Raw genomic sequence first — 17642 nt, 5'->3', positions numbered from 1 at the left:
ATGATATTGGCGCTCATCGCATCGAGCGCACCGGTTTTCATCGTTCCAGCAGCACCATGGAGTCCTAACATCACCGTCATATCCTTCCGGCTATTCAACTACTGATTTATTCAACGCGGGGGGCTTGGTCGGTTCTCCTGACCAAGGCTGGGAGGGCTTAACGACACACGCTACTGCATGACGACCTCCGAAAGTACCGCAAGAAGTCTATGAACAATTGCAGATTGGCATGTGTAATAGATCGTTTGCCGGTGACGCCGCGACGTAACTAAGGCGCCGTTCTTAAGCAGTATCAGATGTCGCGACAGAGCAGATTGGCTCAATGACACTCTTTTTGCGAGTGCTCCGACTGAATATTCCTGATCTATCAAGCTGACGAGGATTTCCAGGCGTTTCGCATTGCTCAATGCCGCGAGTAAGGATACGGCTCTTTCCGTGTTGCACTCCAAAAATTGCAGCGTAATTGGTTGATATGCAGCTGTGACGTCATCTTGGTGCATTCCTCCTCCACCGGATCTCAAGCCCATTTCCTTACCTGTGGTATGGGTGTTTCTTGTGTTTGCTGGCGGGCGGCGCAATATCCCGCGCTGCTCGCTGCGCAGATGCCCGGAAGGGCACGTTGTCGTAAGCGATCTCGCCAATGATCGCCGTAGCTTCGAGCGCGACGTATACTGTTCCCTTGCGGTTGCTGTCCGGCCCCAGCGCACGCCAGGGACTGAACTTGATGCGGATGCCTTCTGGGCGCCCTTCGCAACGGTATCCCTGACATGAGCCGTCAATGCGATCGCCGTGAAGCTCATATCTGTTTCCAGATCGTCTTCCGTGCCTTTCCACCCCCGAAAATCACCTTGGGCATGGATTGAAACGTCTCAATGAGATCTTGAACCGGGAGCGCTTTGCTGAAGTACCATCCTTGCAAAAGGTCGCAGTTCATCCGGCGAAGTAGATTTACCTGCTCGACGGTTTCTACACCTTCCGCCGTCACGACTTTTCTCATGCTATGGGCGATATCGATCACCCCGCGTACGATTGCCCGGTCCTCCGGCGAGGCGACCATATTGGCGACGAAGCTCTTGTCGATCTTCAGCCTGTCGATGGGCAACCGGCGCAGATGTGTAAGCGAAGCATAACCTGTGCCGAAATCGTCAAGTGCAATCTCGACGCCGGCATCGTGTAGTCGCCGAAGCCCTGACGTTACGCGCTTCTGATTTGGGCCGAGGAACATGCCTTCAGTCACTTCGACGCAGAACTGGTCGGGGCCAATTCCGGTCGTGTTGCATAATTGGAAGAAGCGCTCGAGAAAAGAATCCGAACGGAAATCGGAGTTTGTGAGGTTCATGGCTACGCGTCTCAGCGGGACGCCTTGCCCGCGCAGTCTCGCCACATCTCTAAACACCTGTTCTACCATAAACATTCCAAATGCCGCCCGCACGGCCGGGTCTTCGAACCCTCCTGAAAAGGATCCCGGCGTCAGCAAGCCAAGGCGCGGATGACGCCACCGCATAAGCGCTTCCAGAGAAATGCTGTTCGGCGAGGCAATCGGAACAATGGGCTGATAATGCAGCTCAAATTCACCGCGCTGAAGCCCCGTCTCGATCTCCTCCAGAAGCGCAGCCCTGTTCTCCACTACTTCCCTCAACTGGGGTTCAAAACGCTCAGCACGATCGCGTCCAAGCGCCTTGGCCTGGTAGAGGGCAAGATCCGCCGCCTTGATCAAGCTTTCCGCGTCAGCGGCATCCTGGGGGTAGGCAGCGACCCCGATGCTAACCGAACAGCGCCGATGTGAGGAACCGACGGAGACGGGTTGACGGATTGCCTCAAGCACCCGCTCAAAGAAGATGTCGGCTTCTCCGGCTCCGCCTCCCAAGAGAATCAGCGCAAACTCGTCGCCTCCCAATCTCGAGATGAACAGGCGACCGTCGCCGAATGAGCGCAACCGCTCACCGATGCTTTGGAGGAGAATATCACCAGCATAGTGGCCGAAGGAATCGTTGATCTCCTTGAAGGAGTCGACATCCATTAACCCGAGCCGAAACGCGAGCCCGTTCGATGAATGCTTTGACACGAGCACTTCCAAATACTCCTGAAAACGGCGGCGGTTTGGAAGCTCGGTCAGCGGATCGAGATTGGCGATACGATCAAGATGCTCTTTGCTCGACCTGAGCGCATCTTCCAGCATCTTGCGCTCGGTAATATCGAATCGGATTGCGGTATAGCTGTCCACTTTCCGGCACTCAGACAGATGCGGGACAATAGTCGTGTCGACCCAATAAAGCGTGCCATCCTTGCGGCGGTTACAGATCTCACCGTGCCAGATCTCGCCGTTAGCAATCGAACGATACATCGACTTGAAAAAGGCTTTGTCGTGCATGCCGGAACGGAGCATGCGGTGATTGGACCCCAACAATTCGGCCTGCGAATAGCCGCTGATCTCACAGAATTTCCTGTTGACGTAGGTAATCGTTCCCTGAACGTCAGTGTTGACTACGATGGCCGCACTATCGAGTGCATAACGGATGAACTCGTCCTCCAGATGATGTCGCGACGATGCCGTAAGTCTATGGGCGATCTCCTCAAGTGCTTCGCGATAGAGCGGAGCGCCAGCCCCAGGAACGCGCTCAAGCTCAGCCTTTTGCCCCATCTCACCCGTCCAATATTCACAAGGCCAAAACTTGGTCTTCTCAACGCCGGAAAAGTAATTCCAATTTGGATGTCAGGACAAATGGCTGGTTAGACAGTTGTAAACCATTTTGCGGTTTGATATTGTTCTGCTGATTTTAGATACAGCGCCAACGAAAGTTGCCGGCAGCGCTTACTGTATTATTTATACTAATAGTTCAGTTGCGTTCTGGTGCGGCGCCAGATATGTGTCAACCGGATACGATAGTAGCAAGTCTGCTCAAGGTTGCGCTCTACCAAGAGGATTGGGTCTGCCGCAAGCGACTGTGTCACGCGTGGCGACGCCCTGGTCGCTCGCGCTCCTGCCGCCCAAACAAATATGCGCTGCAGGCACCGCTTACGACAGCGACGCCCTACGAACCTTTCTGATCTATGGTGGAACCTTGCTAGTCATTCCAAGCAACCCGGCGCTAAAACCCATCCAGCCTCTCGGCCCTGAAGCCTACAAGCGCAGGAACATTATCGAGTGTACCTTCTGCAGGCTGAAGGACGGGCGACAAATCGCCATCTGATACGACAAACTTAGCCGCGGCATGCTTCGTCGCAACCATCATCATCTGGTCTGCTTGATTGTTTCTCAATCCCAAGACGACGCCGACGGGCGTGGCTTGAGAGAGCCCTTGAATTCGATGGTTGTGAACGCAAGGCTGGTGTCTCCGATGTTGGTGAGATCGTGAACCATGTTCTCACCCTTATCGAAGGCGAAAATCTTGCAATCGCCCGCCTTGTAGTCGGTGTCTACAATGTTTCCATCCGAAAACACGGAACGCGACCGACCCGCATTGATGGCAATCCAGCAGTAGTCCAATTCGTGGCGGTGAAACCCAAGACGTTCGCCCGGCTCAAGGCTGATGTGCCAAATGCGGACCATATCCGTTTCCGAGACAATGGTTTGGCCGACACGCGTGTCCGCACGGGCGATTTCATCGAATAGCGTCTTGGACACTTCCGGGGTGTGCTCGATCTTGGGTTCCATTTGATGTCCCTTCATCATGTGGTTGGTATCACTCCACCATCAACGTTGATGACATCGCCGCTGATGAACGCGGCGGCGTCCGACGCGAGATAGAGGACGGTTGCTGCGACGTCGCTTGCGGTTCCCAGCCGCCCGGCGGGCAGCTTCGATTCTGCCAAAAAGGCATCCACTGCACCGTCGATCGTCGTTCCATAACGCGCGGCAAGCGCATGGAGAAAGCCGCCGGGCCGATCCCAGAGCTCAGTGCGAATATGGGCAGGCGCTACCACATTCGAGCGGATGCCCTTGGGCGTGAATTCGCGGGCAAGCGCCTTCGAAAGCAGGGTGATTGCCGCCTTGGACGTGCTGTAGTCCGGCAAAAGCGGATGCGGCATACGCCCGGCTTCCGAGCCGCAATGAATCAAAACGCCCTTTCCTTGCGAAATCATCACCGGCAGGACAGCGCGCGCCATTCGCACATAGCCACCGAGGTTAATGTTCAAAGTCTGCGCCCAGTCATCGTCGGACACTTCGAGAAAGCCGGTGCGTGTGGGGCAGACGCCAGCATTGTTGAACAGGATATCAATTCGGCCGAACGCCTGGATCGCGGCATTCGCAACAATCTCGCCAGATCCTTTTTCGGCAAGGTCAACATCGCATTCAATCCATCGATCTTCAGGGCCAAGGGCTCTCGCAGCGCCCATGTCGCGGCTGGCACCCACCACGCGCGCTCCCTCCGAAAGAAACATCTTTGCCGTTTCCAAGCCGATGCCCGAGCTTGCGCCGGTGATGATGACAACCTTGTCGGCCAGATTGAGGTTCATGTCGGCGCCCTCCCATTGCGCTTTCATTTCGCTTGCCTGGCCGAGGATGGCACGAACATCTGCACGTTCGTCAAGTTTTCTTCGTCGAGATGGGCTTCTTCTATCATCAAAGGAGTTTCAGCTTCGTCGTACGGGAGACAACCGACACGGCGATCACGATAATGATGCCCTTGACGATGCTTTGAACGTAGGTGTCCATGCCCACCAGGTTCAAACCGTTGTTCATGATGCCAATGAGAAGCGCGCCGTAGAATGTGCCCATGACGGTCGCGGTTCCCGGCCTCAGCATCGTCATTCCGATGAACACGGCGGCCAGTCCGTCCAACAGATAGGTCTCGCCGCCGTTTGGCTGGCCCGACCCAAGGCGCGCGGAGAGGATAATTCCGGAGATCGCCGCGAAGAACGAGCTCAAGGCGAGTCCGTAAACACGATAGGAGCGCACCCGGATCCCCGAAAGCTCAGCGGCGCGCGAATTGCCGCCGACGGCATAGAGATATCGGCCGAAGGTGGTGCGCTCCATGACGAACCAGGACGCGGCGACGATGACGAGCATCAGGAGCGCCGGATAGGGAAGGAAACCCGCGACCTTGCCTTGACCGATCCCCAGATACCCGGCCGGAATTCCACCATAGATCGCGCGGCCGCCCGAAATCATGAAGTTGATGCCCCAGAGAATGGAGCCGGCGGCAAGAGTGGCTATCAACGACGGCACGCCAATTCCAACCACCAGGGCGGAATTGACCAGGCCGACGGCGAGCCCAGCGCCGAGCGCCGCGAGGATGGCAAGCGGAATTGGCAGCCCGTTCACCATCAGAAGCGGTGCAAGCAAGCCGGCAAGGCCGACGACATAACCTACAGAAAGGTCCATTTCCTTCGCTGCAAAACCGAAGGTCAAACCGACGGCGACAATGGTCAGCATGGAAATCTGCTGCAGGATGTTGACGAGATTCGTACCGGTAAAGAACCGGTCCGTCCCCAAGGCGAAGGCTACAAACAACACCACGAGAACCGCAAGCGTGCTGTATTTCTGTATGATCGAGCCAAGACGCATGCCTTTGGAAACTCCGCTCGGAAGAAGGATTGTGGTTATTGTCATTGTGTCGCTCCTGCGATTGCGTTGATGAACGCCACTTCGCTAAAGTCCCTGCGCGCGATCTGATCCGTGTCTCGGCCGTTCCTGAACGCAATGACACGGTCCGCCACATGGGCGATCTCCAGAAGATCGCTGGATGCCACGATGACTGCGGCACCCTGCTCTGCGAGAGAAACGATGAGGTCGTGGATTTCCCGTTTGGCTCCGACATCGACCCCTTCTGTCGGTTCGAGGAAGATGAAGAGTTTATATTTTCCCTCCGCCGCGAACTGCCATTTCGCCACGGAAACCTTCTGCTTGTTGCCACCGCTAAGTTCAGCGACCTTGGTTTCCACACTTGCGGTCTTGATGTTGAGCCGTTTGACGAGGCGAAGGGTTTCAGCCCGTTCGCGCCCAGCCTGTATGAATCCAAGCGGCTTCAGGCATGTATCCTGCAGACCAGCCATCGACATGTTCTCGCGAACGGTCCAGCCGCCGATCATGGCGTTGATCATCCGGTGATCCGGTACAAGCGCCGCTCCAAACCGTTTCATGTCCCGGACGCTGGCTCGTCCAACCTCCTTGTTCTTAAAGAGGTATCGCCCTTCCCCGGCACGTTTGGGCTCGAACAGCGATTGGGCAAATTCGAAATGACCGGAACCGGTCAACCCGATCAGACCGAGGATCTCGCCGCTGCGAACCTTCAGCTCCGACATCTCAAAGCGCTCACCCCGCCAGTCACGCACATCGACGATGATTTCGGCGTCGTCCGCCAGCTTCCTGTCTCCGCGGGCCTCCTCGTTCAAACGACGGCCATTGTCGGAAGACCGGCTTCGATTGAGCATGAGATCGATCAGTTGTCTTTCACTGACCTCACGGCGTTCGTTCGTGAGGTGAGAGACCTTGCGCCCGTCTTGCAAGACTGTGATCTCATCGCAGAGATCGATGACCTCCTTGAGGAAGTGGCTGATCAGGACGATCGCTATTCCACCGCCGGACAGTTGCCGGATCAGGGTCCAGAGACTCGCCTTCTCCTTGGCGGGCAAAGTCGCCGTCGGCTCATCGAGGATAAGAACCTTTGGATGTGAGTGAAGGGCCCGCAGGATTTCGACGATCTTCTGGTCTGCATAGGGAAGCTCATCGACCTTTCGGCGAAGTTCGATGTTCGTATTCGGGAACCATTTCTCGGCGAGCGCTTCCGCCTGCCGCTGAACCTCCCGCCGATTGATGAAGAAGCCGCTCCGTACCGGCTCGAACCCGAGACAGATATTTTCCGCCGCGGTCAGATGCGGAACGAGATTGCCCTCCTGGGAGACGAGCGAGACGCCGTTCTTCACCGCGGCGGCCGGATTTTCGAATACGAGTGCGCGACCGGACATTCGAAGCGTTCCGGCGGTCGGGATAACAGCGCCGCTCAGAACGCTGACAAGCGTGGTCTTTCCGGCACCGTTCTCTCCGACGATGCCGTGAACCCTGCCTTCGACCACCTCGAGCGACACGCCATCGAGCGCCAAGGTTCCGGGCCATTGCTTCGTGATATTTTCAAGCACGATTGACATGTTCTACCTCAGGCTGGGACGGGCGGAGCGACCGCCCGTGTGCTGATTTTATTTGCCGCAGTCGTCCTTGGTGAAGAGCGTCGCGCCGTAGTAGACGATGTTCTTGCCGTTGGTGACCGCCTTCGGATCCTCACCATCCATCTTCACGCGCTTGGCGTAAGTCGCAAGATCGGCGCCCCATTCCTCGAATTGCTGGCGACCCGTTGCAATTAACATGGAATCCGGCTCGCAGATTGCCTTGATGGCCCCAGGTTGCCCATCCATGCCGGAAACCGGAACATGCAGTCCAGCGCCTTGCAGGGCAGTGATCGCCGCCTGTGCCGGCTCGTCCCAGGGCGTCCATACCGCGTTGATCTGATCACCGTAGCGCGTGGCAAAATCCTGCACGGCGTTCATCGTATCCTGATAGAAGTTTGCCACATCGAAGTTGTATTCGCCGATGATCTTGATGTCGGGATATTCTTTGAGGATGGCGCGCAATGTGTCCGTGCGCTCGCGAACCGGCTTGATCTTGTCCGTCGTGATGAGGATCAGATTGCCCTTGCCGTTCATTTTGCTGATGAGGCTCAGGGACACTTCCGCCGACATCTGCCAATTATTGGTGGTGATGTCTGCGGTTGAACCTTCGATCCAACCGGAGTCGATGGTATAGACGGGGATCTTTGCAGCCTGCGCGGTCTTCAGCGCATTGCTGGAAGATCGCAGATCAGCATAGGTCACATAGATGACATCCACCCCGCGGCTGACAACGTCATCGATATTGTTGGCGACTTTTTCCGCCGAACCGGCAGAGTCGAGATAGGTAACCTCCCAGTCGGTGATCTTGTTGTCGCTCAGGTATTTCTTGAAGCCGTCCTCCGTGCGTTGCTCGGCCTGAAAGGCGGCATTGCCCTGCACCCAGCCGATCTTCACCGGTTTCGCAAACGCCGGGTTCGCGGCCCAAAGGGCGATCATCGCAACTCCGGCTAGTTTCAGTATTGTCGACATCATTGTTCCTCCCGTTCCGATGTCAGATTGATAGAAAACCGCCGTCGACATTCAGATCGACTCCGGTGCAGTAGCTTGCTGCGTCGCTCGATAGAAAAACCGCGGGTCCGCCGACTTCATCCGGCCGGCCCATACGCTTCATCGGCGTCATTGCAGAGAATTTCCGGACGTTTTCCGCGACTTCCGCCCGATTGTTCATCGGCGTTGCCATGAAGCCCGGGCTGAGGCAGTTGACGCGTACCCCTCGCGCGGCCCATTCGGCAGCCAGACTCTTGGTCAAACGGATCACGGCGGCCTTGGTCGCGTCGTAATGTGCCTGTTCGAGACCAGCTATGGCCGTCGAGCCACAGATCGACGCCATGTTGAGGATAGAGCCCCGTCCGCGCTTCAGCATTCGCCGTCCCTCGGCCTGGCAGGACCAGAATAACCCGTTGAGGTTGATGTCCATCATCCGAAGGAATTGGCTTTGCGGCATGGACTCGGCCGCACTGATATTTGCGATCCCGGCGCTGTTTACGGCGATATCGATCTCTCCGAGCTCATGTTCCGCGTGGTCAAGAGCCGCCTCGATCGAGGCCAGCTCGGTGACATCGCCCGCAAGCAGGATCGCTCGTCTGCCTGTTACAGTGATGGCCGCCGAGGTGTCGTTCTGCCCCGATGCTTGCGCAAGATCAAAGCAGGCGACATCGGCGCCCGCCTGCGCCAAGGCGATGGCAATCGCCTGACCAAGCCCGCTACCGGCACCGGTCACAAATGCCCGCTTGCCTGCAAGATCGAATATGCTCACGTGGCTCCTCCCAAAACATCGTCTGTTCTTGATACTTGCAATGGCCGCGACGATTGAGATCGTTGTGATGAATTCACTCTTCAGCTCCGCTGAAGAAGCCTCACAGAATCGACCGGATCGTGCCGCCTTCTGCCCGCATGGCCATGCCGTTCAGATGAGCGCTTGCGGCGAGATGGACGACGCTGCGTGCAATCTCCTCCGGTTCGATCATCCGCCGGATGAGGGACGTCGGCTCGGTATCCTCGAAATATTGCGACACCACGGCCTCGCGCGTCGTACCCTTCTCACTCGCGATCTGCTCGTGATAACGCCGGACCGCTTCCGTATTGGTCGGACCGGGCAGGATGGCGTTGACGCGCACGCGCGTGCCCTTCGTCAATTCGGCCAGCGATCGCGACAGGCCGAGAAGACATGTCTTCATCGCACCATAGTGCGCCATCCAGGGCTGCGGTTTCACCGCGCTTTCGCTGCTGATGAAAATCACACTGCCCTCGCCGCGGGGGAGCATATCCCTCAATACGAGACGGGACATCCGCACCCCAGTCATGACATTCACATCGAAATATCGAAACCAGTGCTCATCCGTCGTTTCGAAGAAATCGCGAACCTCGAAAATCCCGATATTGTTAATAAGAATATCGACGGGACCATTATCCTGCGCAAAAGCATATAACCGCTCCGGCTCGCCCTTTGCCGTAAGATCGCCCGCCAATCCGCGGCAGTGGGTGCCGAGCGCTACGACCGCCTCATTGACTTCCGTCTCGGTGAGACCGCTGAGCGTGACCTCGGCTCCTTCTGCCAGGAAAGCCGATGCAATGGCGCGTCCGATCCCCGTGGCTCCTCCGGTCACCAACACATGTTTTCCTCTCAAGCCGTAATCCATAGCAATTCTCCATGCGTCATCATTCGGTCCAGCCTTGGATGAACCGTTCGAATGGGAGTGATCAAAAAATTACGATCAGGCGGCGCCGCGCAGCTCGATATGGTCGTCCCTGCGCGGCTCGGCGCCGCGGCTCAGGCGCTTCACCTTCTGCAGCAGGAAATCGATGAACTCAGCCGTTCGTCGGGGAAGGCGGTGCCTTGGCTCGGACAGCAGATGGATCATTTCCGGCTCGCACTGGAATGGTTGAAGAATGGCAACAAGGGAGCCCTCTTCAAGTTCTCTCGCGACATCCCATGAGGAGGCGCGTACGATCCCATGACCAGCGCATGCCAGATCGATCAATGCCTGCCAGTCTGAGACCAGTCGATTGCCGCAGACGCGAACCGCCATATCCTTTCCCTCGATATCGAAGAACCATCTATCGCTTGCCGTCTTGCCATCGAGATAAACGAGACAGTTGTGATCCGTAAGCTCGGATGGCACCACGGGAATACCCATCCGCGCGAGGTACTCCGGCGCAGCGCAGATCACCATCGGATTTTCGCCAAGTTTCCGAGTCGTCAGAGCGCTATCGGGAACGACACCGAAGCGGATAAGAATATCACAATCGTCTTCGACCAGGTTCACATCGTCGTCGCCCAGAATCAGTCGAAAGCCGATCTCCGGATGTGAGATGCCGAATTCGTTTGTCAGCGGAATGACATACTTGCGACCGAATTCCGACGGTGCCGCAATCGTTACGGTGCCGTGGGTGTTGCGCTTTCGCGCACGCATCGTCTTGTCGAGCCGCTCGAAATCTTCGATGATCGCCTGCGATGTCTCGAAGAGATATCTCCCTTCCTCCGTCAGACATAGTGACCGGGTCGTACGCTTCAGCAGCGCAACACCGAAATGACATTCCAGCGCCTTGAGGCGCCCGCTCATCGTTGCCGGAGACAGCCCCAGCTTCGAGGCCGCAATCGAGAAGCTGTTCGATTTGACAATCTCGGAGAACAGACGCAGATCCTGAATACTGTTCATTTGCGTGCCTCCGGGTCCGGCAGGTAGTCGCCCAGCCTTTGCATCGTTTCCGCAAGGCCCGAGACAAAGACATCGACCCTTGCCCGAATGATCGGGTCGAGTTCATTCGGTATCTTGTTGCGATAGATGTATTTGCGCACGCCCATGTAAAAGAAGCTTGAGTGAAAGCCCCATACGATCTCGATCGCCAGTTCCTCGGCATTCGGTCCAGGAGGGACTTCGATTCCCACTTCGGCTGCCACCTCCGCGAAAATCAGCGGAAATGTCGTCTCATGCAGCAGACCCAGATATTTCTTAGTGATCTGCGGATCTTCGAGCGCCGAGGCGATGAAGATCCTTATCCATCGCTCATCGAGTATGGCCTTGGTATAGGCTTGAAGATAGCGCACGAGACGTTCCCGGATCGGCAAGGAGCGATCGGCAAGCAGCTCGTTCCACGTCGGATCCCAGCGTCTAAGGTAGACCTCATCGTAGATCTTCTGCAGCAGGTCGTCGCGGCTCTTGAAATACCGATATAGGAGCGGTTGCGAGACGCCCAGCGCATCAGCCAGTTCCCGCGTCGTGAACCGCAATCCTCTCTTTGCAACGAAATCGATGGCGAATTCGAGAATTCGCTGCTCACGCTCGGCTGCATCCAGATATTCTCGGGCTTGTTTTGCCATACTCTCCCGTTCTGACATCACGCGATGTCAGCCCTCATATCAACGAAAATGGATCGGTACGGCCTTACAACGGCCGAAGAACTCCACGCTCTCTCCCTGAGCTGACGTAAGAGGTATCACCACGCCCAGAAATGATCAAGTGATAATTTATCAACTGATCACTTCTCCTTCAGAGCTTCTTCGCAAGGAAATCCAGAAACTTCCGGATGCGTTGCGGGACATGGGTCTGGGACGAATAGATCGCCGAGATCGGCTCGGTCTCACCGGCATCCCAACGATCCAAAAGTCGAACGAGACGGCCTTCGGCAATATCCCTGCTGATATGAAATTCAGATAGTCGCGCGATGCCAACGCCCGCCAGCGCGAAAATACGCATGGATTCGCCATTGTTGACGACTAGTTTGCCCCCGACATCCACATGAACCGAGGCTCCGTCGGCCGGATCTCTGAATTGCCAGCTGTTAAGATGCGGTCTGGCGCTGAAGGTCAGACACGTATGCTGCCGCAGCATATCAGGACGTGCCGGCTCTTCGAAACGCACCAAATATTCCGGCGAGGCAACGATATGGCGGGGAGAATTCAATAGCCGCCGCGAGCGTAGTGAAGAATCGCGCAATTGGCCGGCTCTGATGGCGATGTCGGTCTTTTCCGCAATCATGTCGACCGCCTCGTCGGTCAGTTCCAGATCAACGCGCATTTCCGGATTTTCGTCCAGAAACAGGACGACAAGCGGCGACAGCACATGGAGACCGAAAGGCAAGTTAGAACTTACCTTCAATAGCCCCGCGACGGTCTCGGCCCTGCTGGCCACTTTCGCCTCCGCTTCGACAATGTCCTGAACGATCGCGCGGGACCTCTCATAAAATTCCGTTCCCTCCGTCGTCAGGCGAAAGCTGCGGGTCGAGCGAACGACCAGTTGAACACCGAGGCGCTTTTCGAGCCGCGTGACGAGCTTGCTGATCGCCGAAGGTGACAGGGAAAATGCCCGCGCCGCAGCGGAATAGCTGCCGGCGTCGACAATGGTGACAAAGACTTCCATCTCGAGAGCGCGGTTCTGCATGACTTCTCCCAAAGTGAAATATATTCACTTCTGTTATTCCTCAAACCCGCCTATCTGACCAGGCGGCAAATGGTCATCCTTGCGTTCACTTCGACAAAAGGAGAAACAAATGTATCAGAGACGCGCACTGATCGTCGGTGCGACCGGCATCGTCGGATTGAACGTGGCCGAGCACCTGCGGGATCTCGGGGGCTGGGAAATCCATGGCGCATCACGCCGGCCGCCCATCGGCGCTTCCTACATCCGATCGCATACGGTCGATCTGCTGAAGCGGGAAGAGGCGATCGCTACGTTATCGGATCTTTCGCCGACCCATATCTTCTACTGTTCCTGGACCCTCGGCGCCAACGAGGATGAGAACATCCGCCTGAACGGCGACATGCTCAGAAACGTTCTTGATGCCTTCAAGGACAAAGGCTGCTTGCAGCATGTCAGCGTCGTCACAGGCACCAAGCACTATCTCGGCCCCTTCGAGGACTACGGCAAGGTTCAGCCGATCACGCCATTTCGCGAGACGGCACCTCGCCTGCCCAAGAAGAATTTCTACTACGAGCTGGAAGACATCGTCATGAGCTATGGAGCCTGGCATGGCTTCGGCTGGTCGGTTCACCGCTCGCATACGATCATCGGATACGCAGTCGGCAATCTGATGAACATCGGCGCAACGCTTGCCACCCATGCCTCGATTTGCAAGGCGACCGGCCGGCCGTTCCGTTTCCCAGGGAGCCCGACGGCCTATCGGGGTCTCAACGACATCACCGATGCACGCATTCTCGCCAAGCAGATCGTTTGGGCGGGCATGGAGCCGAACGCGCGCAACGAAGCGTTCAACGCCGTCAATGGCGATGTCTTCCGCTGGGAGCAGCTCTGGCAGACGATTGCCGATTACTTCGACGTCCCGGTCGCCGACTATCCCGGCCAGTACAACTCCCTGGCCGAACAGATGCGGGATCTCGGTACGGACTGGGATGAGCTCGTCGGCAAGCACGGCCTTCAGCCCAACAAGCTCGACCGCCTGGCCTCGGCTTGGCACACCGATCTCGACCTCGGACGGCCGATGGAATGCGTTCACTCCATGGCGAAGGCCAGGTCGCTCGGCTTCAAAGAAACCCAGGACACGGAACAGTCCTTCATCGACGTATTCGATCGGCTGCGTGCGGAACGGCTCATTCCCTAGACTGCTGACCTAAAGGCTACAAGTTTCGCGGCGCGCCAATGGCGCGCCGTTTTACGTAGCAGGCCAGCTTGGGAGTTGCCCAGAGCTACTGGCAGCAAATGGCAAATGCAAGCATCGCGCTCCTGATGGCAGGAACGCGATGTTCATTCATGCTGAAGGTTCTCGAGGTTAATCCGCGAGCAGAGGTCTTGAGCCAAGCCGGCGCGCCAGACGATCCAGCGACCTGACGCTGGCATTGACCTGCTCGCAGCGAACCTCGGCCACGCCCTCCACCTCCATCAGGTAGGTCCGGATCGGGCCGACATAGGTCATCGCCATGTTGGGGCAGGCTTTGCAGGCACCAACAAGCTTGACACTGACGACGCCCTCCGGACTGATATCGGCAAGCTCGATATCGCCGCCGTGGCCGAGGATCAGAGGTCTGATGCGCGCGAAGGCGGCCTCCAGCGCATCGGTGGAGATGATGGCACTGACCGTCATGCAACCAACCCCAGTTCGATCTTCTTGGCTTCGATGTCGATCCCCATGCCGCGCGCGAATGCCTTGCCGAGCATGTTTTCCTTCATCTCCCGGGTAATCTCCGGATAGCCGTAGCGTTCCTGCAGTTCGTCCGGCATCTCGAGATTGGCAAGTGTGTCGATATAGGTCTGAACATGCGGCCAGATAAACGCTTCCGAACCGTAGCAGATGCGGTCGGAACCGACATAAAGCAGGGCTTCGCCAAGCCGCGACAGCATCTTCCACGGCTGCAGGTAATACTGGTTAAACCATAGCGGCAGGACCAGGTAGATATTGTCGAAACGGCTCGCGATCGAGATCGTCTCATCGACATAGGGGTCGCCGAGATGATGGATGCCGAAATTCAACTCCGGGAAGTCGGCGGCCGCATACTGGATATCGTTGGGCTTGAAAGCCTCGACCGGCCCCAGCTCCAGCGGAAAGCCCTTGTGGAACTGCACCATCTTGATGCCGAGTTCGATGGCTTTCTCCCAGATCGGATAGGCGATATCGCGATCATCCGCGCGCCAAGAACAGCCTCGACGCTGGTACTGATAGAATTTCATGCTGACGGCGCCAAGTTCCTTGACCTGCCGTTCCATCTCCTCAAGCGCGAAATCGAGCCCGTGATAGGCCGGATCGACACCGCCCGTCAGCACCACGCGCTTCGGGTTCGATTTGGCGAAGGCGTCGCTGAGTTCGACAGGCCCAAGCCCGGCCCGCCAGTGAGAAAACAGAGGGACCGAGCAGGCGCTCGCCATGTCCGTATCCGAATTCTCGAAGAGCATCTTGTTGCCCCATTCGAGATCGGGATTGGAAAAGGTTCCGGTTTCCGGCGGAGGTCCCCGCCTGCCGGTCAGGCTTATGAAATCGGAGATCTGCGAACGCAGAATCCGCACGCGCCTGCCGTCGCTACCCTTTTTGATCTGATTGTCGCCGAAGTCCTGCGTATGGACAGCCGCATCAAAAACAAACATCCCGTCTTTCATCAAAAACCTCCTACCAGGATTGCCGCATGCATTGCGTCAACCCCGTCGTAACACGACCCAACCCATTCATTTCTTTGGAATAGTTGAAGATTGTTTTCAAAGAATCGTGCGAGCGGCCGCGCGTTTCTCCGTCTACAAAGGGTCGATGATCAAGTGCGCCAAAGGGCCAGGCGGCCAAGGCTGACGATGAGGACAGGACGTGACCCAACCAGGTAAGATCACAGCAACCGAGGCTAGAAACGACCTCCGACCAAACGACGAGCAGATTGCCTATCTCAAGGATCGGGCGAAGTTTTGCCGGCTTGAAACGATCCGGCTGATCGAGATTGCCAAGGTAGGCCACTACACATCCGTCTTCTCGGCAGCGGAACTGTTTTCCGTGCTGTATTACGACGTCATGAACCTGCGGCGCGGCGAACCGACATGGGAGGAGCGCGACCGTTTCATGATGGGCAAAGGACATGCGGCCGTCGGGCTGTTCCCGATCCTTGCCGACCTTGGCTTCATCGATCCGGACCTCCTGGACGGTTATACCCGTCTTGGCAGCCCGCTCGGCGATCACCCCGACATGACGAAGGTTCCCGGCATCGATTTCAGCTCCGGCTCAATCGGACATGCACTTTCGGCCGGTTCCGGCATGGCGCTCGCAGGTCGCATGCTGGGTAGGGACTATTTTACCTTCGTTATGATCGGCGATGGTGAGTTGCAGGAGGGTCAAGTCTGGGAGGCCGCGCTCTTCGGCGCACACAACAAGCTCGGCAAATTGATCGGCATCATCGACCGCAATGGCTATCAGCTCGATGGGCAGGTCGATGACGTCATCGGCGTCGAACCGATCGTCGAGAAATGGCAAGCTTTCGGCTGGGAGACACATGTCGTCGACGGGCATGATGTCACCGCGGTCTCGATCTTGCTTCGGGCACTGAAGGCGGACGACACACGGACAAGGCCGGCAATGATCGTCGCCCGGACAGTCAAGGGCAAGGGTGTGTCCTACATGGAAACCGAACCGGGTTGGCACCTAGGCTATCTCGACCCTTCCGACGCCGCACGCGCAGTTGCCGAAATCGAAGCGATGGAGATCTGATATGAACAAGCCGCTTTCCGACAAGTCCTGGCAATATCGGCAATTGAATGCCCTGACCCCGGGGCTGGACGCACTCTCCGATGCGCTTTCCGAACTGGCCGCGGCCGGCGAACCGATTGTGGCAGGCACCGCCGACCTGCAATTTTCGAACGGATTGTCCAAATTTCACACGCAGCATCCTGAGCGCTTCGTCCAGTTCGGAATTTCCGAGCAGAACATGGTCTCGGCCGCCGCAGGCATGGCTGCTGTCGGCATGAAACCCTATGTAGCCACTTTCGCATCCTTCCTTGCCCTGCTTTGCTGCGAGCAGATCCGCATGGATGTCGCCTATTCGAAACTGCCTGTGCGGCTGATCGGCCATCATGCCGGCATCTCACTTGGCTTTTACGGCACGTCCCATCACGCGACGGAAGATCTGGCGATCATGCGCTCGATCGCCAATCTGACGGTCATCGCGCCGGCGGATGCCAATCAGCTGATGGAGGTCATCAAGGCTTCCAACGACTATCCGCATCCAATTTACATCCGCATCCAGCGCGGACGCGACCCCGAGGTCTATGCCGAGCGGCGCCCATTCACGATCGGCAAGGCCATACCGCACTTCGCCGGTACAGACCTTACGATTATCGCCACAGGTTCTACCGTGCATCCAGCGCTAGAGGCTGCTAAAGCACTTCGAGCGGCGGGGGCAAGCGTTGGTCTCATCGATATGGCAACCGTCAAGCCGATCGATCGCGACGCCATCCTCGAAGCAGCTTCGCAAAGCCCGCAGATCCTGACGGTGGAAGAGCACAATGTCCTGGGAGGCCTGGGAGGAGCAGTTGCGGAAGTAATCGCCGGCGAAGGCATGCCAGTGAAGCTGACACGCCATGGCATATACGACGAGTATAGCTTGATCGCCCCGCCGACCCATCTCTACGCACATTATGAACTCGATGCCAAAGGCATCACGAAACGTGCCGCTCGGCTTCTCGAAGAGTGGGCGTAAATCAGCGGGGCTGTGGCATACAAACCGCGGCCTCCACATGATTTATGACGGGCTCTCTTGAACTGAACTCTCCAGAGGAGGAAGAATGCTATCTCATCTTCACGACCCCACATTGTTCCGGCAGGCAGCATTGGTCGGTGGCGAGTGGATCGAAGCCGATCCCTCCCATGCGATCAAGGTCGACAATCCGGCAACCGGCGAGATCATCGGCCTCGTTCCCAATCTGGGTGCCGCCGAGACGAAAACGGCGATTGCCGCGGCCGAGATCGCGCAGAAGGATTGGGCCGCCCGCACCGCCAAGGAGCGCTCCGGCATTCTCCGGCGCTGGTTCGAGCTGATGATGGAGAACCAGGACGATCTCGGGCGCATCCTGACCGCCGAACAGGGCAAGCCGCTTGCCGAGGCCAAGGGCGAG

The 17642-nt window shown here is 57.3% G+C and carries 18 protein-coding genes; 4 read left to right on the top strand and 14 right to left on the bottom strand.

Features of this window, described 5'->3' with window-relative positions; translation table 11 throughout:
- Positions 1-170: 170 nt before the first annotated feature.
- The 12 genes from ACQZ6J_RS33335 to ACQZ6J_RS33280 all read right to left on the bottom strand — a co-directional run bounded on the left by ACQZ6J_RS33335 (position 171) and on the right by ACQZ6J_RS33280 (position 12488).
- Positions 171-500 (bottom strand): ArsR/SmtB family transcription factor, encoded by a 330-nt coding sequence (locus ACQZ6J_RS33335; RefSeq protein ID WP_449087154.1) that lies wholly within the window; start codon positions 498-500, stop codon positions 171-173.
- A gap of 296 nt (positions 501-796) precedes the next feature.
- Positions 797-2641 carry a putative bifunctional diguanylate cyclase/phosphodiesterase gene (locus ACQZ6J_RS33330; protein WP_449087153.1) on the bottom strand — a complete coding sequence of 615 codons (1845 nt, stop codon included), beginning with the start codon at positions 2639-2641 and terminating at the stop codon, positions 797-799.
- Positions 2642-3256: 615 nt separating this feature from the next.
- Positions 3257-3655, bottom strand: a complete 399-nt coding sequence (locus tag ACQZ6J_RS33325) for a hypothetical protein (protein ID WP_449087152.1) — start codon at positions 3653-3655, stop codon at positions 3257-3259.
- 14 nt (positions 3656-3669) lie between these two features.
- On the bottom strand, positions 3670-4458 hold the full coding sequence (locus tag ACQZ6J_RS33320; protein ID WP_449087151.1) for an SDR family NAD(P)-dependent oxidoreductase: 789 nt from the start codon (positions 4456-4458) through the stop codon (positions 3670-3672).
- Between the two features lie 106 nt (positions 4459-4564).
- On the bottom strand, positions 4565-5554 hold the full coding sequence (locus tag ACQZ6J_RS33315; protein ID WP_449087150.1) for an ABC transporter permease: 990 nt from the start codon (positions 5552-5554) through the stop codon (positions 4565-4567).
- Entirely contained in the window at positions 5551-7089 is a 1539-nt protein-coding gene (locus tag ACQZ6J_RS33310) for a sugar ABC transporter ATP-binding protein (protein WP_449087149.1), read from the bottom strand. The genes ACQZ6J_RS33315 and ACQZ6J_RS33310 overlap by 4 nt, the downstream gene beginning before the upstream one ends.
- A 48-nt stretch (positions 7090-7137) precedes the next feature.
- Positions 7138-8079, bottom strand: a complete 942-nt coding sequence (locus ACQZ6J_RS33305) for a sugar ABC transporter substrate-binding protein (protein ID WP_449087148.1) — start codon at positions 8077-8079, stop codon at positions 7138-7140.
- 19 nt (positions 8080-8098) lie between these two features.
- A complete protein-coding gene (locus ACQZ6J_RS33300) occupies positions 8099-8863 on the bottom strand; it encodes a glucose 1-dehydrogenase (protein WP_449087147.1) in 765 nt (254 codons plus the stop codon).
- 100 nt (positions 8864-8963) lie between these two features.
- A complete protein-coding gene (locus ACQZ6J_RS33295) occupies positions 8964-9713 on the bottom strand; it encodes an SDR family NAD(P)-dependent oxidoreductase (RefSeq protein ID WP_449087146.1) in 750 nt (249 codons plus the stop codon).
- A 108-nt stretch (positions 9714-9821) separates the two neighbouring features.
- Positions 9822-10766: a LysR family transcriptional regulator gene (locus ACQZ6J_RS33290; protein WP_449087145.1), complete on the bottom strand. Its 945-nt coding sequence runs from the start codon at positions 10764-10766 to the stop codon at positions 9822-9824.
- A complete protein-coding gene (locus tag ACQZ6J_RS33285) occupies positions 10763-11428 on the bottom strand; it encodes a TetR/AcrR family transcriptional regulator (protein WP_449087144.1) in 666 nt (221 codons plus the stop codon). The genes ACQZ6J_RS33290 and ACQZ6J_RS33285 overlap by 4 nt, the downstream gene beginning before the upstream one ends.
- A gap of 169 nt (positions 11429-11597) precedes the next feature.
- Positions 11598-12488: a LysR family transcriptional regulator gene (locus ACQZ6J_RS33280; protein WP_449087143.1), complete on the bottom strand. Its 891-nt coding sequence runs from the start codon at positions 12486-12488 to the stop codon at positions 11598-11600.
- A gap of 109 nt (positions 12489-12597) precedes the next feature.
- Here ACQZ6J_RS33280 and ACQZ6J_RS33275 point away from each other — a divergent pair, with 109 nt between their 5' ends.
- On the top strand, positions 12598-13665 hold the full coding sequence (locus tag ACQZ6J_RS33275; protein ID WP_449087142.1) for an SDR family oxidoreductase: 1068 nt from the start codon (positions 12598-12600) through the stop codon (positions 13663-13665).
- 168 nt (positions 13666-13833) lie between these two features.
- Here the strand turns inward: ACQZ6J_RS33275 and ACQZ6J_RS33270 are convergent, their stop codons facing one another.
- Positions 13834-14145: a NifU family protein gene (locus ACQZ6J_RS33270; protein ID WP_449087141.1), complete on the bottom strand. Its 312-nt coding sequence runs from the start codon at positions 14143-14145 to the stop codon at positions 13834-13836.
- Entirely contained in the window at positions 14142-15140 is a 999-nt protein-coding gene (locus ACQZ6J_RS33265) for an amidohydrolase family protein (RefSeq protein ID WP_449087140.1), read from the bottom strand. Before ACQZ6J_RS33265 ends, ACQZ6J_RS33270 begins: the two co-directional genes overlap by 4 nt.
- Before the next feature lie 211 nt (positions 15141-15351).
- Between ACQZ6J_RS33265 and ACQZ6J_RS33260 the strand changes: the two genes are divergently transcribed.
- From ACQZ6J_RS33260 to ACQZ6J_RS33250, 3 genes are all read left to right on the top strand, one after another.
- Complete coding sequence (locus ACQZ6J_RS33260; protein ID WP_449087139.1) at positions 15352-16239, top strand: transketolase; 888 nt, start codon at positions 15352-15354, stop codon at positions 16237-16239.
- Position 16240: 1 nt separating this feature from the next.
- Positions 16241-17227, top strand: coding sequence for a transketolase family protein (locus ACQZ6J_RS33255; RefSeq protein WP_449087138.1), 987 nt, complete (start codon positions 16241-16243; stop codon positions 17225-17227).
- Positions 17228-17312: 85 nt separating this feature from the next.
- Positions 17313-17642 (top strand): aldehyde dehydrogenase family protein (locus tag ACQZ6J_RS33250; protein ID WP_449087137.1); only part of this gene is annotated, 330 nt, incomplete at its 3' end.

The organism is Rhizobium sp. A37_96, from assembly GCF_053521765.1.
Note: the sequence above shows the minus strand (reverse complement) of the source record. Positions and strands in the feature narration are given on the sequence as shown.